The 25,419-nt window shown below is 63.4% G+C and carries 22 protein-coding genes and 8 tRNA genes; 20 read left to right on the plus strand and 10 right to left on the minus strand.

Annotated features, from left to right (window positions below):
* Positions 1–30: 30 nt before the first annotated feature.
* Both I6L38_RS07170 and I6L38_RS07175 read left to right on the plus strand, forming a co-directional pair.
* The gene (locus I6L38_RS07170; protein WP_139430788.1) at positions 31–522 is read left to right on the plus strand and encodes a GNAT family N-acetyltransferase; all 492 of its coding nucleotides are present in this window, start codon (positions 31–33) and stop codon (positions 520–522) included.
* Positions 523–529: 7 nt separating this feature from the next.
* Positions 530–994 (plus strand): acetyltransferase, encoded by a 465-nt coding sequence (locus tag I6L38_RS07175; RefSeq protein WP_010634099.1) that lies wholly within the window; start codon positions 530–532, stop codon positions 992–994.
* A gap of 51 nt (positions 995–1,045) precedes the next feature.
* Here the strand turns inward: I6L38_RS07175 and I6L38_RS07180 are convergent, their stop codons facing one another.
* Positions 1,046–2,425 (minus strand): DEAD/DEAH box helicase, encoded by a 1,380-nt coding sequence (locus tag I6L38_RS07180; RefSeq protein ID WP_216989329.1) that lies wholly within the window; start codon positions 2,423–2,425, stop codon positions 1,046–1,048.
* 160 nt (positions 2,426–2,585) lie between these two features.
* Positions 2,586–3,062, minus strand: a complete 477-nt coding sequence (locus I6L38_RS07185; RefSeq protein ID WP_010634097.1) for a glutathione peroxidase — start codon at positions 3,060–3,062, stop codon at positions 2,586–2,588.
* Between the two features lie 265 nt (positions 3,063–3,327).
* Between I6L38_RS07185 and I6L38_RS07190 the strand changes: the two genes are divergently transcribed.
* Both I6L38_RS07190 and I6L38_RS07195 read left to right on the plus strand, forming a co-directional pair.
* Entirely contained in the window at positions 3,328–3,936 is a 609-nt protein-coding gene (locus I6L38_RS07190; RefSeq protein WP_162518857.1) for a 2OG-Fe(II) oxygenase, read from the plus strand.
* Positions 3,937–4,136: 200 nt separating this feature from the next.
* Positions 4,137–5,126 carry a D-alanine--D-alanine ligase gene (locus I6L38_RS07195; protein WP_216989330.1) on the plus strand — a complete coding sequence of 330 codons (990 nt, stop codon included), beginning with the start codon at positions 4,137–4,139 and terminating at the stop codon, positions 5,124–5,126.
* A 62-nt stretch (positions 5,127–5,188) separates the two neighbouring features.
* Here the strand turns inward: I6L38_RS07195 and I6L38_RS07200 are convergent, their stop codons facing one another.
* Entirely contained in the window at positions 5,189–5,602 is a 414-nt protein-coding gene (locus I6L38_RS07200) for a VOC family protein (RefSeq protein WP_206865248.1), read from the minus strand.
* Between the two features lie 167 nt (positions 5,603–5,769).
* Between I6L38_RS07200 and I6L38_RS07205 the strand changes: the two genes are divergently transcribed.
* Together I6L38_RS07205 and I6L38_RS07210 are read left to right on the plus strand one after the other, a co-directional pair.
* Positions 5,770–6,531, plus strand: a complete 762-nt coding sequence (locus tag I6L38_RS07205) for a tRNA-uridine aminocarboxypropyltransferase (protein ID WP_216989331.1) — start codon at positions 5,770–5,772, stop codon at positions 6,529–6,531.
* A 207-nt stretch (positions 6,532–6,738) separates the two neighbouring features.
* Complete coding sequence (locus I6L38_RS07210; protein WP_216989332.1) at positions 6,739–7,518, plus strand: TSUP family transporter; 780 nt, start codon at positions 6,739–6,741, stop codon at positions 7,516–7,518.
* Positions 7,519–7,577: 59 nt separating this feature from the next.
* Here the strand turns inward: I6L38_RS07210 and I6L38_RS07215 are convergent, their stop codons facing one another.
* Positions 7,578–8,441 carry a LysR family transcriptional regulator gene (locus I6L38_RS07215; protein WP_216989333.1) on the minus strand — a complete coding sequence of 288 codons (864 nt, stop codon included), beginning with the start codon at positions 8,439–8,441 and terminating at the stop codon, positions 7,578–7,580.
* Positions 8,442–8,493: 52 nt separating this feature from the next.
* Positions 8,494–9,411 (minus strand): DMT family transporter, encoded by a 918-nt coding sequence (locus I6L38_RS07220; RefSeq protein WP_216989334.1) that lies wholly within the window; start codon positions 9,409–9,411, stop codon positions 8,494–8,496.
* Positions 9,412–9,578: 167 nt separating this feature from the next.
* Here I6L38_RS07220 and I6L38_RS07225 point away from each other — a divergent pair, with 167 nt between their 5' ends.
* The 3 genes from I6L38_RS07225 to I6L38_RS07235 all read left to right on the plus strand — a co-directional run bounded on the left by I6L38_RS07225 (position 9,579) and on the right by I6L38_RS07235 (position 13,202).
* Positions 9,579–10,466 (plus strand): helix-turn-helix domain-containing protein, encoded by an 888-nt coding sequence (locus I6L38_RS07225; protein WP_216989335.1) that lies wholly within the window; start codon positions 9,579–9,581, stop codon positions 10,464–10,466.
* A 261-nt stretch (positions 10,467–10,727) separates the two neighbouring features.
* A complete protein-coding gene (locus I6L38_RS07230) occupies positions 10,728–12,365 on the plus strand; it encodes an ATP-dependent endonuclease (protein WP_017780171.1) in 1,638 nt (545 codons plus the stop codon).
* A 117-nt stretch (positions 12,366–12,482) separates the two neighbouring features.
* A complete protein-coding gene (locus I6L38_RS07235; protein ID WP_024943378.1) occupies positions 12,483–13,202 on the plus strand; it encodes a hypothetical protein in 720 nt (239 codons plus the stop codon).
* 82 nt (positions 13,203–13,284) lie between these two features.
* Here I6L38_RS07235 and glgX read toward each other — a convergent pair whose 3' ends face one another.
* Positions 13,285–15,348: a glycogen debranching protein GlgX gene (glgX, locus tag I6L38_RS07240; protein ID WP_024943379.1), complete on the minus strand. Its 2,064-nt coding sequence runs from the start codon at positions 15,346–15,348 to the stop codon at positions 13,285–13,287.
* A 196-nt stretch (positions 15,349–15,544) separates the two neighbouring features.
* On the opposite strand from glgX, the gene I6L38_RS07245 reads away from it, so the two are divergent.
* The 10 genes from I6L38_RS07245 (at position 15,545) to yjjG (ending at position 19,176) form a co-directional block, all read left to right on the plus strand.
* Positions 15,545–15,621, plus strand: a tRNA-Met gene (locus I6L38_RS07245).
* Between the two features lie 92 nt (positions 15,622–15,713).
* A tRNA-Met gene (locus I6L38_RS07250) sits at positions 15,714–15,790 on the plus strand.
* Between the two features lie 94 nt (positions 15,791–15,884).
* Positions 15,885–15,961: transfer RNA gene (locus tag I6L38_RS07255), tRNA-Met, on the plus strand.
* A gap of 94 nt (positions 15,962–16,055) precedes the next feature.
* A tRNA-Met gene (locus I6L38_RS07260) sits at positions 16,056–16,132 on the plus strand.
* A gap of 94 nt (positions 16,133–16,226) precedes the next feature.
* Positions 16,227–16,303: transfer RNA gene (locus I6L38_RS07265), tRNA-Met, on the plus strand.
* 95 nt (positions 16,304–16,398) lie between these two features.
* Positions 16,399–16,475 (plus strand) — tRNA-Met (locus I6L38_RS07270).
* 95 nt (positions 16,476–16,570) lie between these two features.
* A tRNA-Met gene (locus tag I6L38_RS07275) sits at positions 16,571–16,647 on the plus strand.
* A gap of 95 nt (positions 16,648–16,742) precedes the next feature.
* Positions 16,743–16,819, plus strand: a tRNA-Met gene (locus I6L38_RS07280).
* 171 nt (positions 16,820–16,990) lie between these two features.
* Positions 16,991–18,487: a leucyl aminopeptidase family protein gene (locus I6L38_RS07285; RefSeq protein ID WP_017787987.1), complete on the plus strand. Its 1,497-nt coding sequence runs from the start codon at positions 16,991–16,993 to the stop codon at positions 18,485–18,487.
* A gap of 8 nt (positions 18,488–18,495) precedes the next feature.
* Positions 18,496–19,176 (plus strand): pyrimidine 5'-nucleotidase, encoded by a 681-nt coding sequence (gene yjjG, locus I6L38_RS07290; protein WP_017764584.1) that lies wholly within the window; start codon positions 18,496–18,498, stop codon positions 19,174–19,176.
* Between the two features lie 83 nt (positions 19,177–19,259).
* Here yjjG and I6L38_RS07295 read toward each other — a convergent pair whose 3' ends face one another.
* From I6L38_RS07295 to elyC, 4 genes are all read right to left on the minus strand, one after another.
* Positions 19,260–20,516 (minus strand): M20 family metallo-hydrolase, encoded by a 1,257-nt coding sequence (locus I6L38_RS07295; RefSeq protein ID WP_024942513.1) that lies wholly within the window; start codon positions 20,514–20,516, stop codon positions 19,260–19,262.
* Between the two features lie 1,173 nt (positions 20,517–21,689).
* Positions 21,690–22,661, minus strand: coding sequence for a 6-phosphofructokinase (pfkA, locus tag I6L38_RS07300; RefSeq protein WP_005300508.1), 972 nt, complete (start codon positions 22,659–22,661; stop codon positions 21,690–21,692).
* A gap of 147 nt (positions 22,662–22,808) precedes the next feature.
* On the minus strand, positions 22,809–23,564 hold the full coding sequence (gene tpiA, locus I6L38_RS07305) for a triose-phosphate isomerase (protein ID WP_005300511.1): 756 nt from the start codon (positions 23,562–23,564) through the stop codon (positions 22,809–22,811).
* Between the two features lie 135 nt (positions 23,565–23,699).
* Positions 23,700–24,470: an envelope biogenesis factor ElyC gene (gene elyC, locus I6L38_RS07310; RefSeq protein ID WP_005300514.1), complete on the minus strand. Its 771-nt coding sequence runs from the start codon at positions 24,468–24,470 to the stop codon at positions 23,700–23,702.
* 101 nt (positions 24,471–24,571) lie between these two features.
* On the opposite strand from elyC, the gene cmoM reads away from it, so the two are divergent.
* A complete protein-coding gene (gene cmoM / locus I6L38_RS07315; protein ID WP_010634083.1) occupies positions 24,572–25,348 on the plus strand; it encodes a tRNA uridine 5-oxyacetic acid(34) methyltransferase CmoM in 777 nt (258 codons plus the stop codon).
* Positions 25,349–25,419 lie beyond the last annotated feature (71 nt).

Raw genomic sequence — 25,419 nt, forward strand, 5'->3', positions numbered from 1 at the left:
TGTGTCGCCATGGTTCAAGGAGAAGGAAGGATGACGCTCATAAGGCGCTGTACCCTGCAGGATATGGCCGGCCTGCTGGCGCTCTATCGGGAGTTGCGCCCCCATGACCCCGCGCTTGCGCCGGACGCTGCCCGCACGGCACTGACGGCCCTGCTGACCCAGCCGCACCTTCACCTGCTGGTGGCGGAGGTGGATGGCCAGCTGGCGGCCACCTGCCAGCTTGGCGTGGTCGCGACCCTGACCAATGGTGGTCGGCCGTTTGGCATCATAGAGCACGTGGTGACGGCCTCTGCGTTTCGGCGCCGGGGCATCAGCCGGCGGTTGCTGACCCATGCGCTTGAGCTTGCCTGGCAGCAGGATTGCTACAAGGTGATGCTGCTGTCGGGGGAGGGGCGCGATGAAGCCCACCGCCTCTATGAAAAGCTGGGCTTCAAGGCCGGCATCGAGAAGGGGTTTGTCCTCAAGCAGATCGACGCCATGGCGTCGGCTGGACAGGCCCCGAACAATCAAGCGATTGAGTGAGCACGATATGAGACTGGAGCAGGCAGAGCGCGGGGATTATCAGGTCCTGATCGCGCTGTGGGAGGCGTCGGTGCGCGCCACTCACCATTTTTTGCCGGAGGAGGAGATAGCCCCTCTGCGCGAGCTCATCCTGGAACATTACTTTGACGCCGTGGCCCTCACCTGCGCCCGCAGCGAGCAGGGGATCGCCGGCTTTTGCGGGGTGCACGAGGGCAATATCGAGATGCTCTTCATCGACCCCGCCCTGCGCGGGGGCGGGGTGGGTCGCCTGCTGGTGGCCGATGCCATCGCCCGGCTGGGGGCGACCCGGGTGGACGTCAATGAGCAAAATGAGCAGGCGCTCGGTTTTTATCGCCACCTGGGCTTCGCGGTAGTGGGCCGCTCGGCGCTGGACGGGCAGGGCAGGCCCTATCCGCTGTTGCACATGTCCATTGCGACAGAGGGCACTGACAGGCCAGTGACGCCATCATGAAAAAACCGCCCTCGGGCGGTTTTTTGTTTATGACGGGATCAGGACGGCCTGTTACTCCTCATTGGAGTTGTCCTGATAGTCGCCGCGCTGGGCCTTCGGCAGGCGGCGCATGGGGGCAAAGCCGATATCCTCGCCCACCACTTCCCGCTTGCGCGCCGGGGCGGGTTTCTTGGCACCATCCCCCTTGCCTTTGCCGGCGGCGGGCTTGCCCTTGCCACCCTTGGCATTGGCGGCGCCACGGGCGCGCGGCGGGTTTTGTACCGGCTTGCTGCCGGGCAGGGTCTGCCGGCTCGGTTTGCCGCTGGGTTCATAGCCGTCCAGGATCTCGACGGAGAGGGATTGGCCGATCAGCGCTTCGATGGCCTTGAGCTGACCCAGCTCGTCCTGGCTCACCAGCGAGATGGCCTCGCCGCCACGACCGGCGCGGCCGGTGCGGCCGATGCGGTGGATGTAATCCTCCGCCATCTGGGGCAGCTCGAAGTTGATCACGTGGGGCAGCTGATCGATGTCGAGGCCGCGGGCGGCGATGTCGGTCGCCACCAGCACTCGCACCTTGCCCTCGCGAAAATCCGCCAGCGCCCGGTTGCGGGCACCCTGGCTCTTGTCGCCGTGAATGGCGACGGTATCCAGGCCATCCTTTTGCATCTGCTGGGCGAGCCTGTCGGCAATCTGCTTGGTGCGTACGAACACCAGCACCCGCTGCCAGTTGCCGCGACCGATCATGTGGGAGAGCAGCTCGCGACGCCGTTCCCGGTCGACCTGGATGATGCGCTGGGTCACCTGTTCGGCGGCGGTGTTGCTGGGGTCGACCTCGATCAGGGTCGGGTCGCTCAGCAGGTCATCCGCCAGCGCCTTGATGTCGTCCGAGAAGGTGGCGGAGAAGAGCAGGGTCTGCCGCTCGGCGGGCAGGGCCTTCATGATGCGGCGGATGTCGTGGATGAAGCCCATGTCGAGCATGCGATCCGCCTCATCCAGCACCAGCACTTCCAGCTCGGTCAGGGTCAGGGCGCCCTGGGTCAGCAGGTCCAGCAAGCGGCCCGGGGTGGCCACCAGGATGTCGATGCCGAGCTTGATGGCGTCCAGATTGGGTTTGATGCTGACACCGCCGTAGGCGATCAGGGTGCGAAACGGCAGGTGGTGGGCATATTTGATGATGCTCTCGCCCACCTGGGCGGCCAGCTCGCGGGTCGGGGTGAGCACCAGGGCGCGCACCTGACGACGGCCGCGGCCATGGTTGGCCAGCAGCCGCTGCAGCATGGGCAGGGTGAAGCCGGCCGTCTTGCCTGTGCCTGTCTGGGCGCCGCCGAGCACGTCCTGCCCGACCAGAATGGCGGGGATGGCTTGCTGCTGGATGGGGGTTGGCTGTTCGTAACCCAGCTCCTTGACGGCCCGCAGGATGTGCGGGGACAGACCCAGTTCGTTGAATGACATGTTCGAGAGAGACTCCTCTGGTGAGCCTTGGGCTCAGCGGGTGACCGGCGCACGGGGCCGGCCACGGGATGAAAGTGATAACGGGGGCGTAATATAGCAAAAGCGCGGCCGCTGCGCAGTAGCTGTCGCACCGGCCGCTCAATTAGGCAGGTTCAGGCAATCAGAGCAGATCGCGGATGGGGGCGACCAGGTTTTCCGGTTTGGTGGTGGGGGCAAAGCGGTCCACCACCTGACCGTCCCGGTCGATCAGGAACTTGGTGAAGTTCCACTTGACGTTCTCCAGCCCCAGCAGACCCGGCTTCTCTTTCTTGAGCCACTGATAGAAGGGGTGGGCCTGTTCGCCGTTGACTTCGCACTTGGCCATGATGGGGAAGCTGACCGGATAGTCGAGGGAGCAGAAACGGGCGATCTCCTCGGCATCGCCCGGCTCCTGGTGGCCGAACTGATCGCAGGGGAAGCCCAGGATGACCAGTCCCTCGGGTCCCAGCTCCCGATAGAGTGCCTCCAGTCCCGTGTATTGAGGGGTAAAGCCGCAGCGGCTGGCCACGTTGACCACCAGAATGACCTGGCCCGCGAGGGAGGCGAGCGGCAGTTCACTGCCGTCGAGGCGTTGCAGGGTGAGTTCGGGCAAAGACATGAAAGACTCCTTTGAGTGGGGCCCATTCAGGGCACATTGCACCACGTTAACGGGGGCGACGGCGGGGAGCAAGCCGGAGTGTTCCCTTGCTGGGAGCAGATTGAGTGCGCCGGATCACAGAGTGGCGATCGGGTCGAGATAATGGGGGTCTTGGCGGCCCGGATGGCGTATTGATGGTGGGACTTCTCAAGAGAAGCAAACCGGTTTGTGTCTTGGCCGGGAAGTCGCTAAAAAGCGCCCTCTTTCCACTTGTTGCGAGTCAATCTTGGACTATCAAGCCGTCATGGACGCCATATACACCCGGGGATGGGTGATAGTGGATGATTTTTTAACCGCCGCCGAGGTGGATGCCCTCAGGGCCTGTCTGCCGGACGAGTGGCGACCGGCGGGGATCGGCCGCGATACCCTGCATCAGGACAACCGCGACATTCGCCGGGATCAGATCCACTGGCTCGACGCTTCCCTCGGCGCGCCGGTGGCCGACTACATGGCCCGGATGGAGGCGCTGCGGCTGGCCGCCAACCGGATGCTGATGCTCGGGTTGTTCGACTACGAGGCCCACTTTGCCCGCTACCGCAGCGGTGACTTCTATGCCACCCATCGCGACGCTTTCGCCGGGCGCTCCAACCGCCGCCTCACCTCGGTGTTTTACTTGAACAACGACTGGCAGCCAGAGGCGGGCGGGGTGCTGCGCATGTACGGTGACGACGAGCAGTTTCTGATGGACGTCTCCCCACGGGGCGGGCGACTGGTGCTGTTTTTATCCGAAGAGTTCCCCCACGAGGTGCTGCCCGCCAACCAGGAGCGCTACAGCATCGCCGGCTGGTTTCGGGTCAACGGCAGCGGCAATGGCCGGCTCGATCCGCCGCGCTGAGCTCTTTTCATCCAATTTCTGACACAGGCGGGAGTTTTTATGGCTCTTGTCGGCGGATGGGGCGCCCATCGGCTGACAAGGCTCGATCTCCCTTGCTACACTGGCCCGCACTTATCTTCGTATCTGGCTTCGTCCGGTTTTAATGCGGTTGGGTTTTAAATGGTGATGGCGAAGCCGCTTTTCCCAAGGGATCACATCTAATGAAGAACATCCATGTCTTGCTGCTGTGTGGCGGCGGTGGCTCCGAACACGAAGTCTCGCTGCGCAGTGCCAATTTCCTCGAAAAACAGCTCTCTCTCCTGCCCGGCGTGGAAGTGACCCGGGTCGAGATGTTTGCCGACCGCTGGCTCAGCGCCGACGGCCGCGAGTGCAAGCTGGGGCTGGACAAGCTGCTCTCTTTCGACAGCGTGGCCCGTCCGGTGGATTACGTGGTGCCCTGCATCCACGGCTACCCGGGTGAGACCGGCGATCTGCAATCCTTCCTCGAGCTGGCCGGCCTGCCTTACCTGGGCTGCGACGCCGAGGCGAGCAAGGTGTGCTTCAACAAGATCACCACCAAGCTGTGGCTCACCGCCCTCGGCATCCCCAACACCCCTTATCTGTTCCTGACCGAGCAGAACGACGCGGCGCTGAGCGAGGCGAAAGCGGCGCTGGCCAAGTGGGGCAAGGTCTTCATCAAGGCGGCATCCCAGGGTTCTTCCGTCGGCTGCTACTCCGCCAGCAACGAAGCGGATCTGGTGAAGGGCATTGCCGATGCCTTCGGTTACTCCGAGCAGGTACTGATCGAAAAAGCGGTCAAGCCGCGCGAGCTGGAAGTGGCGGTCTACCAGTACGGCGACGAGCTGGTGGCTACCTACCCGGGCGAGATCTGCGTGCCGCAGGACAAGTTCTACACCTATGAAGAGAAGTACAGCAGCGCCAGCCACACCGAGACCGCGCTGCGTGCCGAGGGGCTGACCCAGGCCCAGGCCGATGCCATTCACGAGTACGCCCTCAAGGCGTTCCGTCAGCTCAAACTGACCCACCTGTCGCGCATCGACTTCTTCCTGACCGAAGAGGGGGAGATCCTGCTGAACGAAATCAACACCTTCCCGGGCATGACCTCCATCTCCATGTTCCCGAAACTGCTGGAGCATCACGGCCACAACTTCGCGCACTATCTGGAGCAGATCCTGCGCAAGGCGGTCTGACGGCTTGCCGAACGTAACAGAGGGGCCCGCGGGCCCCTCTGTCGTTGTCGCGGTTGGCGATGTCACATGGGGTCAGCTGTGAACAGCCAGATGTGCGCCCCTTGCGGATCCGCAATCAGGGCCATGCGCCCGACCCCCGGGATGTTCATGGCGGGCACCACCACGGTGCCGCCGTGCTGGTTGACCCTGAGCACCCTGGCATCTACGTCATCCACCGCGATATAGGTTGCCCAGTGGGGTGGTACGCCGGCCATCTCGGGATTGCCCCGGGTAGACTGCACGCCGGCGATCGGCCTGCCATTGGCAACCAGCATGGGGTAGTCGCCGCCTTCCATCGCCATGGTCTGGCTCTCCCAGCCGAGCACCTCGGTGTAGAAACGGATCCCGGCCTCGGCATCGGGGAGATAGAGCTCGTGCCAGGTGAAGGTAGTGCCTTCGGCCAGGGCGTGCTCGCGGGCAATGTCTTGTTCTGCCATCGTCGTCCTCCTGTGTCCCATGCGTGGGTGCATGGATTGACGACCAAGTATCAAAGAGGCGTGGCATCCCGGCTTGCCCCAGATGGGGGGCCTTGCTGCGCAGAGGGCGCGCCGTTACAATCTGCCCCCTTTTTGTCCTGCCACAGGCACCGTCAGAGCCGCGTTCCATGAAGCCAATTCCCGATCACGCCGTCAATCGCCTGCGCATCTGGCGCAAGAGCGTCTCGACCCGACCCTTTCTCGCCCGTGGCGGCAGCGTGCCGCGCTGCGAAGCCTGCCAGCTGCGCCACGACTGGTGTGCCTGCGAGTGGCGCCCCGAGCTCAAAGCCGAGGCCGGCTTCTGCCTGCTGATGTATGACAGCGAGCCGATGAAGCCCTCCAACACCGGCCGCCTCATCGCCGATGTGCTGCCGGATACTACCTGGGCATTTCTCTGGTCGCGCACCCAGCCCCATCCCGAGTTGCTGGCCCTGCTGGCGGATCCCGCCTGGCAACCCTATGTGGTGTTTCCCGCCTGCGAGAAGGAGCCGGCCCGGCTCACTTCGGTGGTGACCCCGGTTGCCGGCAAGAAGCCGCTCTTCATCCTGTTGGACGGCACCTGGCCCGAGGCGCGCAAGATGTTCAACAAGAGCCCCTATCTGGACGGTTTTCCGGTGCTCTCCATCAAGCCGGATGCGCTCTCCACCTATGGCATGCGAGTGGCCCACTGCGACGAACACCTCTGCACCGCCGAGGTGGCGGCCTGCGTGCTGGAGGTGGCCGGCGAGCTGGCGGCGGGGCAGGCGCTGCAGCTGTGGTTCAATCTCTTCAGCAGTCGTTACATGGCGGGCCGGGTCAGCCGGGCTCCCGGCGAGGATGAAGCCCATCTGCAGCAGGCGCTGGCCGACCTCAAGGCCGATGGGGTGACCTGCGCGCCCGACGCGGCCTGATCAAGGCGGGCGAGGGGACCGCACGCGTGCCAGCCACGCCATGGTGCACTTGATTGATGAAAATCAGGAATCAATTGCCTGCCACCGTTTCGTTGGCGTCATGAGCCAAGCCCCATTAGGATAGCGACCTGCGGTGTTTATCAGGCTCATGGCGAGCCTGCGCTGTGCGGGCCCTTGCGGGCCCCGGTCAATTTCGCGAGGCGATGGATGGAACTGGAACTCTTTACCCTGCTTGCCCTGTTTGGCGTGGCCCTGGTGGCCGGCTTCATCGATGCCATTGCCGGCGGCGGGGGGCTGCTGACGGTGCCCGCCCTGCTCGCCACCGGCATGCCGCCGGCCCTGGTGCTTGGCACCAACAAGCTGCAGAGCAGTTTCGGCTCCTTCTCCGCCACCTGGTTCTATGCCCGCAAGGGGCTGCTGGAGTGGGCCATCATCTGGCCGGCGGTCATCTGCACCTTCATCGGCGCGGCCATCGGCACCCTGGCGGTGCAGACCATAGATGCCGCCATCCTGGAGCGGCTGCTGCCCTTCCTGCTGATGGCGTTTGCCTGCTACTTCTACTTCTCCCCCAGGGTGAGCGATGCGGAGAGCCAGCGCCGCCTCACTCCCATGGCGTTCGCCCTGCTGGTGGGCGGTGGCGTGGGTTTCTATGACGGCTTCTTCGGGCCGGGGACTGGGTCATTTTTTGCCATCGGCTTCGTGGCCCTGGCGGGTTTTGGCATGGCGCGGGCCACCGCTCACACCAAGCTGCTCAACTTCACCTCCAACATCGCCTCCTTGCTGTTCTTCACCCTGGGTGGCAAGGTGGTGTGGAGCGTCGGCCTGTGCATGGCGCTGGGGCAGTTCATCGGGGCCCGCATGGGCTCCAAGCTGGTGCTCAAGAAGGGGGTCAAGCTCATCAAGCCGCTGCTGGTGACCGTCTCCCTCTTGATGTCCGTCAAGCTGATGTGGAGCCAGTATCCCGAGCTCTTTGCCTGGCTGGGCTGACGCCTTGTACAAGGGATCATAGAGAGGGCCCGATCCGCTGGATCGGGCCCTCTTGTTTTTCAGCTCTGAGCGGTCAGCTGCCGGAAATGGGCCTGCAGGGCCTGCACCAGGCGGGCAATGCGCTCGCGCTTGAGGCTGTTTGGCCGGTAGACCAGGTGGAGCGGGCGTCCCAGCCCCGGCAGGGGACGGGCCTGCGCCCCTTGCTCGCCCACCAGGGCCAGCAGGCCGGCCGGCAGCAGCACGGGGCCAATGCCCGCCTTGGCCAGCTCGATCAGCGCCAGGTAGGAGTCGAGCTCCATGGCCGGGGTCAGGCCGAGGGCAGCCAGCGGCTCGCGCAGGTAGCGGTTGGAGGGGTTGTCCAGATCCATGGTGAGGATGGGTTGCAGCCGCTCGGCACTCTCTTCTTGGTGCTCGGACGCTGCGTTCCCCACCAGATAGAAGGGCTCCTCCAGCAGCCGTTCGGTGCACAGGCCGTGGCCGGGGGGCAGACGCCCGGCGCAGATGCCGAGCAGGGCATCGCCGCCGCGCACCCGGGCCAGGATCACCGGCGTGTGGTGGGTGGAGAGGGCGATATGGGGATCACGCTCGAGATAGTCGTGCATGAAGCGGGCGAGGTAGCCCGCCAGCAGGGTCTCGGAGCAGGCGACGGGCAGAGGGGTCTGGTCGGTGAGGATCTGGCTGTCCGTCAGCACCCCCTTCATCTCGGCCAGGCTCGGGGCCACCCGGGTGAGCAGCTCCCTGGCCTGGGGGGTGAGGCGGGTGTGGCGCCCATCCGGCTCGATGAGCTTCTTGCCAAGGCGCTGCTCCAGCTGGGCAATGCGCTTGCTGACCGCCGACTGGCTGATGTAGAGGCGGCTTGCGACCTTGGCCATGGTGCCCTCGCTCGCCAGCAGGCAGAGTGTCTCCAGCCCTTCCAGTAACATGCTCTCTCCCGTCCTCGTCTGTTGAAAGCGGTTACCTTAGGGGCTGGTGGCATCAGGGGCAAGTACCGTTTGTAGCCCGTGCCAGCGGCCAGCGCCACGCCTTGACGGGCGGGGCGAAGATCACCAGGTTGCCGATGAGGCTCACCACCACGCCGACCACCGACACCGGCTGCCAGACGAACCCCTCGTAGAAGGTGGAGAGCGTCAGCGCCACCAGAGGAAACAGCACGGTGGCGTAGGCCGCCTTGCTGGGGCCGATGCGCCCCACCAGGGTGAGGTAGGCGGTGAAGGCGATGACGGAGCCGAAGATGGCCAGATAGACCATGGCCGCCAGGTAGCGCGGATCGGTGGGCAGCGTCAGCGACTGACCGAGCAGGGTGACCCAGCCCAGCAGCAGCCCCACGCCGTAGACCATGCCCCAGGGCACCATCTGCAGCACGTGATAGCCCTGGCGCTGGCCGCGGGCCGACACCAGGTTACCGAGCGAGAAGCAGAGGGTGCCACCGCAGGCAAACAGCAGCCCCTTCCAGCCGTTTGCACCCAGTTGCGCATCCGCCAGCACGGGCCAGAACAGCAACAGGGTGCCGACGAGCCCCAGCAAGGATCCTTGCAACCAGCGCAGGCCGGGTCTTTTACCCTCGAACAGCCAGAGGTTGAGGCCGTTGAAGATGCTGGCGCTGGCGAAGATCACCGCTGACATGCCGCTCGGGATATAGAGGGTGGCGTGGTAGAAGCAGAGAAAGTTGGTGGAAAAGAGCAGGGCGCCGAGCAGGGCGGCGTAACGCTGGCCCGCCCAGGGCAGGCGCGGGAACTTGCCGCTCACCGTGAGCAGGGCAAACAGCGCCAGCGCCGCCAGGGCGAAGCGATAGAACACCGAGACCTCGATGGGAATGGGGCCGAGCTGCCAGGCGATGGCGATCCAGGTGCTGCCCCAGATAAGGACGGTGGCAAGATAGAGCATCAGGTTCATGGGGTATCCGGTGAGATGAGTACGACATGGGATCAGCATGCAGCGGGCGGTGGCGGCGGGCTTACACCATCTTGCGGTTTTTTACGGGCAGCCGCAGCCTTTGCCGCCGCGCCGCGTTAAGATGGCGCACAGGGGCCATCAGGCAAGCAACAAGAGGAACAGAGCGGGTGCTGCAGACTAAGCCGGCGGGAGTATTCGATGCACTGGTCAGCACGGGCGCGCGACTGGAGAACGCCTGCTGGCTGGAACCTGGCCTTGGCGTCGCCAGCTGGCGCAACTGTTACGATCAGACCCGCTATCACAAACCGGGCCACCATACCCTGAGCGTTTACCTGCAGGGGGGCGAGCAGACCGAGCGGCTGGACGGCCCGGGTGGTCACGGCGGCACCGGCAAGGTGTGCATCATGCCGGATCTCCACAGATCCGAGTGGCTGGTGCGCGAGGAGTTTCGCTTCTTCCACCTCTACTTCACCCCGGCCCACCTGACCCGCATCGCCGAAGAGGTGTGCGACAAGGAGGGGCGCCACCTGCTGCTGGAGGACAAGACCTTCATCGACGATCCGCTGGCCGCCAGCCTGGTGCAGGGCCAGCTGATGCAGCTGGACTGGCAGCACCAGGTGGACAGGATGGCGCTCTCTCACGGCGCTTGGATGCTGATGCTGCACGCCTATCGCCACCACACCCGGGAGGCGCCGCCGCTGCCCGAGGTGCGCGGCGGGCTGGCACCGGCGGTGATCCGGCGGGTGCAGGAGTACCTGCTGGCCCATCTGGCGGAGCCTGTCACCCTGGCCGAGTTGGCGCAGGAGGCGGGTCTCAGCGAATACCACTTCGCCCGCATGTTCGGCCAGAGCCTGGGCTGCCCGCCCCACCGCTACCTGCTGGGGCTGCGGCTCAAGCGGGCCAAGCAGCTGCTGGCCGGCGCCGACTCCCTGGCCAGCATCGCCATCCAGTGCGGTTTCTCGTCCCAGGCCCACCTTGGCAACCGCTTTCGCGAGGCGTTTGGTCTCACCCCGGGTCAGTGGCGCAGCCAGCTGTCATCCTCCTGTCACAGATAAGCGGCAGATTGGTTGGCAACGAGGGGGAGCCTCGTTCCTTCAACCCGCACAGGAGATGCCCTTGAATCATCGCAAACGTCAGACTCGCACCCGCCACCTCTGGTTCAGCCACTGGAACGCCCCCCAGGGCCGACTTGCCGGCGCCCCCGTCCCCGAACCGCTCGTTCCTCACAGTTCCCGCTGAAAATCGCCACGACCCGATAGGATTTTCCCGACAACTTTGCCACTATTGCGCCATCAGGATGGACTGGATATGGCCGCATGTTTCTGGAACGCATTGAAGTCAAAGGTTTTCGCGGAATAAATCGCCTCTCGCTCGGGCTGGACCACACCACAGTGCTCATCGGCGAGAACGCCTGGGGCAAGTCCAGCCTGTTGCGCGCCCTCTGGTGTCTGCTAGGCCAGGATGCCGAGCCCTACCAGTTCAGCAGCGATGACTTCCATCAGCCCGAAGATCCCGAGCTCGAGCCGGCCCGCCACCTGCAACTGGTGCTCACCTTCAGCGAGCACAGGCCCCAGATGTGCCTGCATTCCCAGCGACTGGCCCGCCTCGGCGCCGCCTGGATCAAGCACAAGGACAAGTTTCACCGCATTCACTACCGCGCCAGCGCCGAGCTGCAGAGCGACGGCTCCGTCACCACCACCCACGACTTTCTCGATGGCATCGGCAAGAGCCTGGCCATCGACAATGCCCACGAGCTGGTCTGTCTGCTCATCACCATGAACCCGGTGTTCCGGCTGCGAGATGCCCGTACCGCCCGCAACGGGGTGGAGACCCTGCAGTGGGGGGATCTCTCCGAGCTGCGGCTGAGCGAGCTGGCCGACAAGCTGATCGATGAGCCCCAGCGCATCGGCGAGCCCGAGCTCAAGGAGGCGCTGCAGGCGGTACGCCAGCTGATGGATCACTACTTCAACGCGCTGGCCCCCATCAAGAACAAGCCGCGCAGCCAGCGGGAGATCGTCAACCGCCCCATGACCCTGCGCAATCCCGGCAATCTGCAGGCGCTGCTGCGCAATGCCGACAACCGGGCGCTGCAACTGGCGATGGCGGGCATGGCGGCCACCCTGCTGCAGGCGCGGGGCAACCGGGAGCTGGAGCAGGGGGCGCGCCCCATCATGATCCTGGAAGATCCGGAGAGCCGCCTGCACCCCACCATGCTGGCGCTGGCCTGGGGCCTGCTGGAACAGCTGCCGGGGCAGAAGCTGCTCACCACCAATTCGGGGGATCTGCTCTCCTCGCTGCCCCTCAACCAGATCCGCCGGCTGGTGCGCCGCCAGCAGGACATCCTCTGTCATCAATTGGGGGGCGAGCGCTACAGCAGCGACGATCTGCGCAAGATTGCCTTCCACGTGCGCATCAACCGCCCCATGTCGATGTTTGCCCGCTGCTGGCTGCTGGTGGAGGGGGAGACCGAGATCTGGCTGCTCTCCGAGCTCGCCCAGATCTGCGGCTACAGCCTGCGGGCGGAGGGGGTGCGGATCATCGAGTTCGCCCAGTGTGGTCAGTCACCCCTTATCAAGGTGGCGCGCGACTTTGGCATCGAGTGGCATCTGCTCACCGACGGCGACGAGGCGGGGGTCAAATACGCCACCTCGGCGCGCTCCCTGCTCAAGGGGGAGCGGGAGCGGGACAGGCTGACCCAGTTGCCGGCGGCGGACATAGAGCACTACCTCTACCACAACGGCTTCGAGGCGGTATTCCGGCGTGAAGCTGGCGTCGGGGGGCGCTCGACCCTCAACGCCGGGCGCATTATCAACAAGGCGATTCATCATCGCAGCAAGCCTGGCATGGCGCTGGCGGTGGTGGAGGAGGCGGAGCGGCTCGGCGGCGAGCACATCCCGCCGGTGCTGCGCCAGATGTTCGCCCGGGTGGTGGCGCTGGCCCGCGGCCAGAGCTGAGCCCTTCGTCGTAGGCTGATGCGCGGCAGGGATTGGGGATGACGGCGGCTTTGGGTATACTCGGCCCCTTCATCCGGCGCCATCGGCGCGTTCTGAATTCTTGCTGCTGGAGGCGTCATGTTCGTCCAACTCTCTTTTTGGCTCTTTCCCCTGACCGGCCTGATGGCGCTGGGGGCCCTCATCGCCCTGGGCCTGGTGCTCTGGCGCGGTGATCTCTGCCCGGGCCAGCGCTCGCGGATCACCACCCAGATCTTCTCGGTCTGGGTGATCACCGGCCTCTCCCTGATGCTGGCGGTGGAGGCCAAGGCGGCCGACTGGCTGATCTGGAGTGGCGGCGCAGCCCTGATCCTGGGAGTGGTGCTGTCGCTGGCCCAGTCCAGGCTGGAGGGCAAGCGCGCCATCCCGGCCACTCTGTTCTGGCTGCCGGCGGTGCCGCTGCTGGTCTATGGCATCGGTTTGCTGCAGATCCAGGGCTGGCTTGGCGGCCTGCTGCAGATGGTGCTGCTGGGGGCGGCCTTCGCCCATCTGATGCTGCTGCGGGCCCGTCACCGTCTGCAGGCGTTCAACACCCTGTTGCCGCTGGCCGGGCTGGTGGCCGCCATCCTGAGCCTGCTCTGGCTGGCGGTGCTGGTGGGCTGGCAGGGGAGCGGCGCCGGCCTCGACGCCCTGATCCCCGGCGTACTGACCCAGGCGGCCCTGCTGATCGCCGCCCTGCTGCTCTGGTTCAGCCCGCTCTATCGCCAGCAGGAGACGGCGCCGGTGGTGGTCTCCACCGCCCTGTGCGGCCTCATCATCGCCCAGATCGCGGCGACCAGCGTGCTGCACCAGCTGGCCTGACCGACCGGCATCATGAAAAAGCCCACCCCGGGCAACCGGGGTGGGCTTTTTGCTGGCTGTTTGCGGCCCTGGTGTGCGGCCTCTAGTAGAAGTCGTCGGCGCCGCAGATGAAGAGGCAGCTGCTGCGCGGCTGGGCCAGGTACTCCCGGGTCAACCCTTCGAGCGGCATGCCGAAGGTGCTGATGTCCTCGGGCGAGGGCAGGGCGGTATCCAGGATCCGGCGCCAGTAGCCACCGACCCCCTTGGGGGGGCTTGGCAGGTTGAAGGTGAGCGGCTCCCAGTAGGCGTTGAACAGCACGTAGAGGGCCAGCCGGGTTTCGCTCGACAGGGCTGACATGGCGATGGCGTGGGAGTGGGGGCCGAAGTCCGGCTGGGCGGCGTTGACCCCGTGCCAGCAGATCTCGCTGTGGCGCAGGATCTCGGTCAGCGACAGCGGCATGCTCTCCTGCTCCGGGCGCTGGAACAGGTGCTTGCGATATTGGATCAGCTCCTTCATGAAGCGGAACATCTCCTGCCCCCTGGCATCGGGCTGCCAGTGCATCCAGCAGGTGTCGTTGTCCTGGCAGTAACCGTTGTTGTTGCCGTGCTGGCTGCGCAGCACCTCGTCCCCCATCAGCAGCATGGGGGATCCCACCGAGAGCAGGGTGGCCACCATCATGTTCTTGGCCTGACGAGTGCGCAGGGCGTTGATCTGGGGATCCTCGCTCGGCCCCTCCTGGCCGTGGTTCCAGCTGAAGTTGTGATCGCAGCCATCCCGGTTCTGCTCGCCGTTGGCCTCGTTGTGTTTGCCGTTGTAGCTGGTCCAGTCCCACAGGGTGAAGCCGTCGTGGCAGGTGACGAAGTTGATGCTCTTCTCCGGATCGGCGTGGTGATAGTGGTAGATGTCCGGGCTGCCGCACAGCCGCTCCACGAACGCCATCACTGCGTTGTCATCCCCGCGCAGGAAGCGGCGCACGTCGTCCCTGAACTGGCCGTTCCACTCGCGCCAGCGGGCGCCGGCCAGGCTGCCCACCTGATAGAGGCCCCCCGCATCCCAGGCCTCGGCGATGAGCTTGATGTCGGCGATGCGGGGATCCGTATCGATGGTGCGCAGGGTCGGCGCATTGGCCTGGGGCTGGCCCGATTCGTCCCGCGACAGGATGGCCGCCAGGTCGAAACGAAAACCGTCCACGTGCATCTCCTGTCGCCAGAAGTGGAGGCTGTCCATGATCATGCGCAGCACCACCGGGTGGGCACCGTTGAAGGTGTTGCCGCAGCCCGAGTAGTTGGTGTCCTTCTGATTGGCATCGAGAATGTAGTAAGCCTCGTTGTCGATGCCGCGAAACGAGAAGGTGGGGCCATCGTCGCCCCCCTCGGCGGTGTGGTTGTAGACCACGTCCAGGATCACCTCGATGTTGGCGCGGTGCAGCGCTTTGACCATGTCGCGAAACTCGGTGAGGGGATCCTCGCCGCTGGCGTACTGGGCGTGGGGGGCGAAGAACGACATGGGGCTGTAGCCCCAGTAGTTGGAGAGCCCCCTGGGGGCATCCTGGGGATCGAACTGGAACACCGGCAGCAGCTCGACTGCGGTGACGCCGAGGGATTGCAGGTAGGGGATCTTCTCGATAAGGCCGAGGTAGGTGCCACGCAGGGCGGGGTCGACCCCCGAGTCCGGTGACTTGGTAAAGCCCCCCAGGTGCAGCTCGTAGATCACCGAGCGGGAGAGGGAGTGGGCAGGCAGCTTGTCCCCCTCCCAGTCGTAGTTTCGGGTATCCACTACCCGGTTCTTGGCGCAGCAGGCCAGGTTGCTGCCGGGGCGGGCCGCCGCCCAGCGATCGTAGTTGGCGCCCAGCTCGATGCTGCGACCATAAGGGTCCAGCAGCACCTTGTCGGCATCGAAGCGGGTGCCGTAGTAGGGGCGCCAGGGGCCCTGGATGCGATAGGCGTAGCGCTGACCCAGCCCGATCCCCTCTATATGGATGTGCCAGTAGTAGGCGGTGCGGTTGAGGCGGGGGGAGAGGGGGATCACTTCCGGCGTGGCATCGTCGGCGCTGGCAAACAGCAGCAGTTCGACCCGGCTGGCAAGACGGGCCCAGATGGCGAAGTTGACGCCGTCGTGCTCGGGTGTGGCCCCCAATTGACGGCAATGACCGGCGGAGATGCGCATGATAAACCTACCCAAAACGAGGAGTTACAAACCATCTGAGTGTAGTGCGCCAGCTTGGCCCACAAGCTGCCTGCCTGAAAAAACCGCGCTCTGTTGCAAATTCCTGCGATTTATGCCGGTTTAATCTACGAATGAAGTTTTTTTAGGATATTTACTTGCAATCTGAGCGCCGGCGCCTATTATTGGCGACCTCAGACGCGGGGTGGAGCAGCCCGGTAGCTCGTCGGGCTCATAACCCGAAGGTCGTCAGTTCAAATCTGGCCCCCGCAACCATCTGAGTTCTTGCATCAACCTTGTTTCACAATGTGTTGATAAACAAGAGAATTCGAACAGGCTACTGCTCAGCCTGAACGAAAAAATACGGACGCGGGGTGGAGCAGCTCGGTAGCTCGTCGGGCTCATAACCCGAAGGTCGTCGGTTCAAATCCGGCCCCCGCAACCAACTATTTGTGTCCATGGCAGGCAATGCTCTGCGGTGGAGACGAAGACAGCAAGGGGCAACTGCTCTGTCTCTTGTGATGGCAGTACAATTCGGACGCGGGGTGGAGCAGCTCGGTAGCTCGTCGGGCTCATAACCCGAAGGTCGTCGGTTCAAATCCGGCCCCCGCAACCAACTATTTGTGTCCATGGCAGGCAATGCCGCGCGGTGGAGACGAAGACAGCAAGGGGCAACTGCTCTGCCTTTTGTGGTGGCAATACAATTCGGACGCGGGGTGGAGCAGCTCGGTAGCTCGTCGGGCTCATAACCCGAAGGTCGTCGGTTCAAATCCGGCCCCCGCAACCAACTATTTGTATCCATGGCAGGCAATGCTCTGCGGTGGAGACGAAGACAGCAAGAGGCGTCTGCTCTGCTTCTTGTGGTGGCAGTACAATTCGGACGCGGGGTGGAGCAGCTCGGTAGCTCGTCGGGCTCATAACCCGAAGGTCGTCGGTTCAAATCCGGCCCCCGCAACCAACTATTTGTATCCATGGCAAGGCAGCGCCCTGCGGTGGAGACAAAGACAACAAGGGGCATCTGCTCTGTCTCTTGTGGTGGCAGTACAATTCGGACGCGGGGTGGAGCAGCTCGGTAGCTCGTCGGGCTCATAACCCGAAGGTCGTCGGTTCAAATCCGGCCCCCGCAACCAACTATTTGTATCCATGGCAAGGCAGCGCCCTGCGGTGGAGACAAAGACAACAAGGGGCATCTGCTCTGTCTCTTGTGGTGGCAGTACAATTCGGACGCGGGGTGGAGCAGCTCGGTAGCTCGTCGGGCTCATAACCCGAAGGTCGTCGGTTCAAATCCGGCCCCCGCAACCAACTATTTGTGTCCATGGCAAGGCAGCGCCCTGCGGTGGAGACGAAGACAGCAAGGGACAACTGCTCTGTCTCTTGTGGTGGCAGTACAATTCGGACGCGGGGTGGAGCAGCTCGGTAGCTCGTCGGGCTCATAACCCGAAGGTCGTCGGTTCAAATCCGGCCCCCGCAACCAACTTCCTTTCTCTATTACGCCAATCCCCAGCTTGTCATCCAGCCGCCTTCGCGGTCTTTTTGCTTCGTGTCGCCTTCACGCTTGATATTGATTTTCAAGTGCAATCTGGCTGTGACCCCGCTTTGTTGGGTATCATCTCTGGTATCTCTTCATGGACGAGGGCCTTGCCCGATGATGCAACCATTTACTTATCTGCCGCCGCAGATTGACATTCACGACGCCAGCCTTGCTGCCGTCCTCACCAATGGCCTGGCCGCCAACCTGCTGATCTGTGCCGAAGAGCGGCGCGAGAGCTTGCTGGCCCTGCCCGAGCTTGCCGCCGTCAGCGCCCAGATCGCACTGGGGCAGAAAGCCCCCTACAGCCTGGTGCTGCACAATACCCTGCAACTGCTGGTCTTCCTGCCGGCTCGTCCCTCTCGCGATCATGCCCTCTACAAGCAGGTGCGCAGCTGGGTTGCGCCGCTGGCCGGCCTCAAGATTGAGCGCCTGGGGCTGCACCTGGAGGGGTTTGACGAGGCCGACACCACTCTCCTGGCTGAACTGGCGCTGGCCACCCTGCTGGCGGCCAACGTGCCGCTGCCAAGCCACAAGCATCGCAGCGAAGATCCCTGGCGCTATCAGCAGATTGCGCTCTCTCCCAATTGCGTGCTGGATCTGGCGCGGATCTATGCCGAGGCCGAGGGCAACGGCATCGCCCGCCATCTGGCGGTGTCGCCCGCTTCCGATCTGACCGCCCGCAGCTACCGCGAATGGGTACGTCAGCTGGCCCAGAGCGAGGGGTGGCAGTGGCATGAGTACGATCAGGCCCAGCTGGCCGAGCAGGGGGCCGGTGCCTTCATCGCGGTGGCACGCGGCTCGGAAGACAACCAGGCCGCCATGGTCAAGTTGAGCTACTGCCCACCCAATGCGGTGCGGCGAGTGGCCCTGGTGGGCAAGGGGATCTGTCACGACTCGGGCGGCTACAACCTCAAGGTCTCCGGCAGCATGTACGGCATGCATCTGGACATGGGGGGCAGTGCGGTGGCGCTGGGCACGCTTCACGCCATCAGCCGGGCCAGGCTGCCCTACGAGGTGCACTGCTGGCTCGCCATCGCCGAGAACCACATAGGCCCGCTCGCCTACCGGCCGGGGGAGGTGGTGACCGCCCTCAATGGCACCACCATTGAGGTGGTGGATACCGATGCCGAGGGACGCATGGTGCTGGCTGACACCCTCAGCATGGCGGTGCAGGACAACCCGGATCTGCTGATCGACTACGCCACCCTGACCGGGGCCTGCAAGCGGGCGCTCGGCAGCCGCTACAGTGGCGCCTTCACCAACCGGCCCCAGTGGCTGAGCGAGCTGATCAGCCTGGGTCAGCGCAGCGGTGAGCGAGTCTGGCCCTTCCCGCTGGATGAGGATTACGACGACAACCTCGATAGCGAGTGGGCCGATCTGTTACAGTGTGCGCCCGGCGCCTCGCCGGATCACATCGATGCGGCCCGCTTCCTCAGCCGCTTCGTGCCTGCCCAGACCCCCTGGCTGCACCTCGACTTGAGTGGTTTTCGCAACAAGGGCGGCAATGGCGTAGTCAGCAGCGAGGTGACCGGTTTCGGGGTCAGATTGACGCTGGAACTGCTGGCCGGCCCGCTGGGGCGGCGCAATGAACTTGATCAACCAGAACAGTAAGGGATCCCGTGAAAGAACCAAGTTATGACTGGGTGTTGTTCGATCTGGATGAAACCCTGGTCGATTTCCCGGTCGCTCAGGCGCTGGAGCAGACACTGCACATTTACGGCGTGACGCCGACTCCGCCCAAGATGGCGGAGTACCATGCCCTCAACCACCGGCTCTGGCAGCAGTACAACTCCGGCGAGATCGATGCCGTCCACCTGCAGCAGACCCGTTTCTCCCTCTTTGCCGAGCAGGTGGACGTGGCGCCGATGGCGATGAACGACACCTTCCTGCAGCAGATCATCGCCCTGAGCGTGCCGCTGGAGGGGGTAGAGGAGACTCTGCAGGCGCTGAAGAGCAAGGTGAAGATGGGGATCATCACCAACGGTTTCAGCCTGCCCCAGCGCGGGCGCCTCGACAAGCTGGGCTGGCAGGCCTGGTTCGAACCGCTGGTGATCTCGGACGAGGTGCAGGTGACCAAGCCGGCGCCGGCCATCTTCCAGCACGCGCTGGCACTGATGGGACAGCCGAGTCCGGCGCGGGTGCTGATGGTGGGAGACAACCCCAAGACCGATATCGCCGGCGCCGCGGCCCAGGGGCTGGCGACCTGCTGGTACAACCCGGCCCGTCAGGATGGTCCGAGCGAGGCGACCCACGAGATCCACCACTTCGCCCACCTCTCGGCCATCGTGCTGGGCGAATAGGAACGCCATTTGCCTCTGCTGCACAGGGGAAGTGAAAAAAAACAAGGCAGCCCGCGGGCTGCCTTGTCTGTATCCGGCTCTTGCTAGCGGCCGAGGCGGGCCAGCAACCAGGACTCCAGCAGGGCCACGCCGGGCGTCAGCACGGCCTCGTCGAAGTCGAACTCCGGGTGATGATGGGGCGCCGCCAGATTGGCCCCCAGGATCAGGTAGGCCGCTTGGCCGCCGTTACGTTGCACCCGCTCGATGAGAAAACCGGCATCCTCGCTGGCGCCGAAGCGGCGGGTGTGAATGGTCTCCAGCTTGAGCGCCTGGGCGAGCGGGATGATCTCCTCGAGCAGGGCCGGGCTGTTGTCGATGCCGATGGCCTCGCCCTGCTTGCGAATGAGGTAGGTGGCACCCTGCATCATGGCCGCCCCTTCCACCATCTGCTGCACCTGGCTGAACATGTAGTCGTTGAGGGCCGGTGTGGCGCCCCGGGTCTCTCCCTGCAGCAGGGCATGGCCCGGGATCACGTTGCGGCCACTGCCCGCATGGAGCTGGCCGACGTTGATGCGGGTCATGCCGTCGCGGTGGCGGGCGATGCCGAGCATGGCGGTAGTGGCCATGCAGGCCGCCGCCAGCGCATTGCTGCCGGCGTTGGGCTCGAGCCCCGCATGGGCGGCGCGTCCCATGAACTCCACGTCGAACTTGGTGGAGCAGAGAAACTCGGTAGGATTGACCACCAGCTCGCCGCTGTTGGCATGAATGCCGATGTGCAGCGCCAGCAGGGCATCCACGTCGTCGAGCTGGCCACCGGCGGCCAGCGCCTTGCCGCCGCGACACCCCTCTTCGGCGGGCTGGAAGAAGAGCTTGATACGGCCGTTCAGTCGATCGGCGAGGGCGGCGATCCGCTCGGCCAGCACCAGCCCGATGGCGGTATGGCCGTCATGGGCGCAGGCGTGCATCCAGCCGGGGTTGCGCGAGTGCCACCCCTCTTGGCTGGGGGGATGCAGTTCATCCTGGCTCTCCTCGACCTCCACCGCATCGATGTCGAAGCGAAAGGCCAGGGTCGGGCCCGGTCGGCCGCTGTCCCACAGTCCCATCACCCCCGTTATCTCTTCGATCCGGCCCAGCCAGTCCGGATGGGCGCCCTGGCGCAGGGCTCGCTCCTTCTGGGCTTGCACGTCTATGTTGCGTCCCATGATGAGGTTGCTGGCCAGCAGCTTGTCACCCAGCATGATGGAGAAACCGAGTTCATTGAGGTGGTGAGCGATGAGGGAGCTGGTACGAAATTCACACCAGGCCGCTTCGGGCAGACGATGAAGATCACGACGCCAATGGCTTAGCGCATCCTGTGTCATGGTAATTCCTGCATGGCGAATCCAGCGGATATTGTGACGGGCAGGGGGGCAAGAGTAAATCCCGCAGACACAAATGCAACAGGGGGAGCCACTGGCTCCCCCTGTTTACGCTGCCGTGGCACGACAGCTCTGTTTATATACACCGACTGGTGCTAACCACCTTGTCTGCACTCATTTTCGATGAAACGACCAAAAATGACTGAATGCGGTGAATTAACCAGCGCACTGGTGCCTATCGTTGCCCATGCGGATCACGAAGTGGGCAACCAACCGGCTCAAAGCTGTGACAGCGACGGCAGAGAGACGGCAACCAGAGTGAAAAACACGGTGAAAACGGCAGTAACCACAAACTCTTTCATATTATTGTCTCCCTTGGCTGACTGATGATGGAACCAAGATACCACAATTGCGCAGTAAAACAATAGTAAAGTGTATTTATGTGGCCATAGTTGTCGCGTAGCGCTCGAAAGCGTCATTTTTATAAATCTAAGGCTGTTTTATCAGCTTCAAGATGGGTGTTGGGCATGCACTAGGATTTGATGTTGTTTTTATTTAATTAAATCAATGCATTATCTTTATTCTTGTTGTGTCCCACTCAGGGTCTTATATGAGGCTTTTTTGGTTTTTTAAAATTTTGTCGGCAAAAGCAGACAGTTTTGCTGGCGATGGAGTGAGTCTGGCATGGTTTGGACTGCTGTCAGCCCCATTTTCCCTACCCCCAGCATTTCTTGTCGTGCTCCGGGGATTTTTCCCTGTCGTGACGCCACCTTCTGGCGGCAGCACGCTCGCAAATTTGCAGAAATCCTGTGATTGATGACAGTCGTGCAACCATTTAACCGATCCTGTTCGACTCTTTTCACGGCATGTTGGCGGCTCGATGGGGGCTGCTGATGGCAGGTACATGACCACTTGATGACAAGGAGGGTGAGCTGACTGCACAGCGCGATAGCCCTGGTTTCGCTGTGAGTCAATGGCAGGTGGGGAGGCTTGCTGGCTGCATCGCCCTGACCGGGCTGCCTGAAGAGGCGAGGGGAAGGCAGGGAGCCATGGGAGGGGATAACGGCAGACATGCCAGAGGGTGGAATGGGAGCGGGCGTGCCGGCAGGTAGCCCGCGCCAATAAAAAACCCTCCATCGGAGGGTTTTTTGTCACAACAGCCTGAACAAGCGGGGCTTAGAACAGGGTGGTGGAGAGATCGTAGAGCTCCTGGTTGAAGGGACGCTTCAGGTTCTCGATGCAGTCGATGATGTCGTGGTGCACCATCTCGTTGCCTTGAATACCGACGCAGCGGCCACCCTGACCGGCCAGCAGCTGTTCGACGGCGAAGGCGCCCATGCGGCTGGACATGATGCGATCGCGGGCGGTCGGGGAGCCACCGCGCTGGATGTGGCCCAGGATGGTGGCGCGGGTTTCGCGACCTGTCATGGCCTCGATGTCCTTGGCCAGGGCGTTCACGTCGGTGACATGCTCACAGATGGTGATGATGGCGTGGCGCTTGCCTTTGGCTTCCCCTTCCTTGATCTGTTGCAGCAGCTTCTCTTTGTCGAAGGCCACTTCCGGCACGATCACGTACTCGGCACCGCCGGCGACGGCGGCAGACATGGCCAGGTCGCCGCAGTGGCGACCCATGATCTCGACCACTGAGATGCGGTGGTGGGAGCTGCAGGTGTCGCGCAGACGGTCGATGGCATCCACTACCACGTTGAGGGCGGTGTCAAAGCCGATGGTGAAGTCGGTACCGGCGATGTCGTTGTCGATGGTGCCCGGCAGGCCGATGCAGGGGAAACCCTCTTCGGTCAGCTTCTTGGCGCCCATGTAGGAGCCGTCACCGCCGATCACCACCAGGGCGTCGATGCCGTGCTTTTTCAGGTTCTCGATCGCTTCGGCGCGCACTTTCGGATCTTTGAAGGCCGGGAAACGGGCGGAGCCGAGGAAGGTACCGCCACGGTTGACCACGTCGGAGACACTGTGGCGCTCCAGCTTGACGATACGGTCCTGGTGCAGACCGAGGTAGCCATCATAGATGCCGTAGACTTCCAGGCCATGATGCAGGCCGGCGCGCACCACGGCGCGAATGGCTGCGTTCATACCCGGTGCGTCGCCACCACTGGTCAAAACACCAATACGTTTGATTTGTTTGGTCATGAGTGCCTCTGGATCTGAGTTGTCGAATACGAAAGGGTTAAATGAGACAAGCCACTTTTACTATATCGGCTTTCATATGGGATGCGCTGGCTGCCATAGGAAAAGCGATACGCAGGAGGGGGCAAGCGCCCCCTCCAAGGCAGCCGATTACTTGGCCGCGCCAGCGATGATCTGGGAGAAGTCGTCCACTTTCAGGGACGCACCGCCCACCAGGCCGCCGTCGATGTCCGGCTGACCGAACAGGTCGGCAGCGGTAGCACCGGTCACGGAGCCGCCGTACAGGATCTGTACCTTGGCAGCCACGGCGGCATCAAACCCAGCCAGGTACTGGCGGATGTGAGCGTGCACGGCCTGTGCGATTTCCGGGGTAGCGGTCTTGCCGGTGCCGATGGCCCATACCGGTTCGTAAGCCACGACGGCGTTCTCGAAGGAGGCGATACCGCAACGATCGATCACGGCTTTGAGCTGGGTTTCGACCACGGAGTTGGTGGTGCCGGCTTCGAACTGGGCCAGAGTCTCACCGATGCACAGCACGGGGATCAGGCCGCCTTTCTGGATGGCTTCGTACTTGGCAGCAACCACCTCGTCGGTCTCTGCGTGCAGGGTACGACGCTCGCTGTGGCCGACCAGGGAGTAGGTGCAACCGAAGGCTTTGAGCATGGACGGAGCGTTTTCGCCGGTGAAGGCGCCAGACTCGTGAACGTCGGCGTTCTGGGCACCGTAGGCAATCTTGCTGCCGGCGGTCAGCTGCTCAACCAGACCCAAAAAGATAACCGGCGGGCAGACGGCGACTTGTACAGAAGGATGAGCGGCAGCCGCCGGGGTCAGTCCTTTGATCAGTGCTTCGACGGAAGCCTTGGTGCCGTTCAGTTTCCAGTTACCCATTACCAGGTGCTGTCTCATCTTCTATATCTCCTAGGCATTTGATTGCGCGACATTATATGAATTGAACCGAGCCCAAGATAGCTGACCCGGCGGCAAATGACGTAATTTTTTTTCGCTTTCCTGATCCAAATCAGGAATGAAAGGCTCGATCGCTCAATCGGTGACCTGACCCCGCAGACGGGCCCACCATACCCCAATCCATTCGTGAATGGCAGCCTCGGAATACATCAGATAGCGCCCCTTGGGTAGGTAGCTGTAGAGGGGTTGCACCACCTGGCTCTGCTTGGCGGTGTAGTCGGTGGGAGCCGGTACGGCATTGAGTCCCTGACCCTGATAGAGCGCCATGGCCCGCGGCAGGTGGGTGGCCGAACTCACCAGCGCCACCCGCTTGCCCTGCAGGTGGCGGCTGATGCTGACCGCCTCGTCGTGGGTGTCTTTGTTGTTTTCAAACAACGTCATCCGCGAGCGAGGGATGCCGAGGCTTGCCGCCATGCGGGCGTTGACCTCGGCGTTCGAGAGGGGATCCCCCGACACATAGCCCGAGAAGATGAGCTCCGCTTGGGGATAGGCCTGGGCCAGCCGTACCCCCTCCAGGGTGCGGGCCAGGGCGATGTTGTTTTGCCAGCTGCGCTCAGGGACGGCCGGGTCGCTCACATGGCCGTTGCCGAGCACGACGATGGCCTGGATGTCCGGATGCTGGCTCACCTCGAAGGGGGGGAAGGTCTGCTCCAGAGGGCGGGCCAGCTGGTAGCTCACTGGCCGCATCCCCATCAGGGCGACGATGAGCAGGGCCAGGGTCGCCAGCAGCTTGCCGGTTTTCTGAAAACGGGTGAACCAGAGCAGCAGCAGCGCCAGCAACAGCAGGGTGACGGAGAAGGGGAGCGGCATCAGCAGCTGACCTAGCCACTTTTTAAGCACAAACACGGCAGAGAGTTCCTTGAGTTTTCAGCAAATTCGGGATGTGACAGAATACCTCTCTTTTTTGGGATGGCCACAAGCCTGTGGCGCAAAAGTTGAGTTTCTCCTTGAAGCACGATCAGAGTTTCGACGGGCGGGCCGACAAGTTCGCCCGCAACATTTATGACTCCACCAAGGGGCGCATCCGCACCACAGTGGTGTGGAGCGACATCGAAGCCTGCCTGGCCCGCCTTGGCAACCGGCCCCTGCGCATCCTGGATGCGGGCGGCGGCTTTGGCTACTTTGCCCAGAAGCTGGCGGCCATGGGCCATCAGGTGGAGCTGTGCGATCTCTCCGCCGAGATGCTGGCACTGGCCCGCAGCCAGATCGCCGAGAAGGGGCTGGAAGACAGAATTCGTCTCATCCATTGCCCCATTCAGGATCTTAAAGCACACGTGACCGGCACCTTCGATCTGGTGCTCTGTCACGCGGTGCTGGAGTGGCTCGCCGAGCCGCGCCAGACCTTGCTCGGTCTGTTCCCTTTCGTCAATGCCGGGGGCATACTGTCGCTGCTTTTCTACAACCGCCACGGCCTGCTGTTCCAGAGCCTGGTGGTGGGCAATTTCGATTATGTGCGCCTGGGTCTTCGCAAGAAACGGCAGACGGCGCTGACCCCCACCAATCCCCAGCTGCCGGAGCAGGTGTATGACTGGATTGGCCGGGGCGGGCTCAAGATAATCGGCAAGACCGGGGTGCGGGTGATCCACGATTACATGCGCCACAAGCAGGATCAGCTGGAGAAGTTCGACGATCTGCTGGCCATGGAGCAGCAATATTGCCGGCAGGAGCCGTTTATCTCCCTGGGGCGCTATATCCACGTGATGGCGCAGAAACCCGCTGGCTGAGCCCCTTTTTTCGATGCTACCGGATGTAGCCGCGCGCAAGGCTTTGCGCCCAATACAACAACGAGATGACA

The sequence above is a fragment of the Aeromonas sp. FDAARGOS 1408 genome (assembly GCF_019048665.1).
In the GTDB taxonomy this organism is placed as follows: domain Bacteria; phylum Pseudomonadota; class Gammaproteobacteria; order Enterobacterales; family Aeromonadaceae; genus Aeromonas; species Aeromonas dhakensis.

Coding starts and splice junctions, on each gene's coding strand:
- I6L38_RS07180 (WP_216989329.1), bottom strand. CDS start 2,425: ATGTCATTCAACGAACTGGGTCTGTCCCCGCACATCCTGCGGGCCGTC.
- I6L38_RS07210 (WP_216989332.1), top strand. CDS start 6,739: ATGGAACTGGAACTCTTTACCCTGCTTGCCCTGTTTGGCGTGGCCCTG.
- I6L38_RS07295 (WP_024942513.1), bottom strand. CDS start 20,516: ATGACACAGGATGCGCTAAGCCATTGGCGTCGTGATCTTCATCGTCTG.
- tpiA (WP_005300511.1), bottom strand. CDS start 23,564: ATGAGACAGCACCTGGTAATGGGTAACTGGAAACTGAACGGCACCAAG.
- glgX (WP_024943379.1), bottom strand. CDS start 15,348: ATGCGCATCTCCGCCGGTCATTGCCGTCAATTGGGGGCCACACCCGAG.
- I6L38_RS07185 (WP_010634097.1), bottom strand. CDS start 3,062: ATGTCTTTGCCCGAACTCACCCTGCAACGCCTCGACGGCAGTGAACTG.
- I6L38_RS07215 (WP_216989333.1), bottom strand. CDS start 8,441: ATGTTACTGGAAGGGCTGGAGACACTCTGCCTGCTGGCGAGCGAGGGC.
- I6L38_RS07220 (WP_216989334.1), bottom strand. CDS start 9,411: ATGAACCTGATGCTCTATCTTGCCACCGTCCTTATCTGGGGCAGCACC.
- I6L38_RS07200 (WP_206865248.1), bottom strand. CDS start 5,602: ATGGCAGAACAAGACATTGCCCGCGAGCACGCCCTGGCCGAAGGCACT.
- pfkA (WP_005300508.1), bottom strand. CDS start 22,661: ATGACCAAACAAATCAAACGTATTGGTGTTTTGACCAGTGGTGGCGAC.
- I6L38_RS07205 (WP_216989331.1), top strand. CDS start 5,770: ATGAAGCCAATTCCCGATCACGCCGTCAATCGCCTGCGCATCTGGCGC.
- I6L38_RS07230 (WP_017780171.1), top strand. CDS start 10,728: ATGTTTCTGGAACGCATTGAAGTCAAAGGTTTTCGCGGAATAAATCGC.
- I6L38_RS07285 (WP_017787987.1), top strand. CDS start 16,991: ATGATGCAACCATTTACTTATCTGCCGCCGCAGATTGACATTCACGAC.
- I6L38_RS07235 (WP_024943378.1), top strand. CDS start 12,483: ATGTTCGTCCAACTCTCTTTTTGGCTCTTTCCCCTGACCGGCCTGATG.
- I6L38_RS07195 (WP_216989330.1), top strand. CDS start 4,137: ATGAAGAACATCCATGTCTTGCTGCTGTGTGGCGGCGGTGGCTCCGAA.
- I6L38_RS07175 (WP_010634099.1), top strand. CDS start 530: ATGAGACTGGAGCAGGCAGAGCGCGGGGATTATCAGGTCCTGATCGCG.
- I6L38_RS07170 (WP_139430788.1), top strand. CDS start 31: ATGACGCTCATAAGGCGCTGTACCCTGCAGGATATGGCCGGCCTGCTG.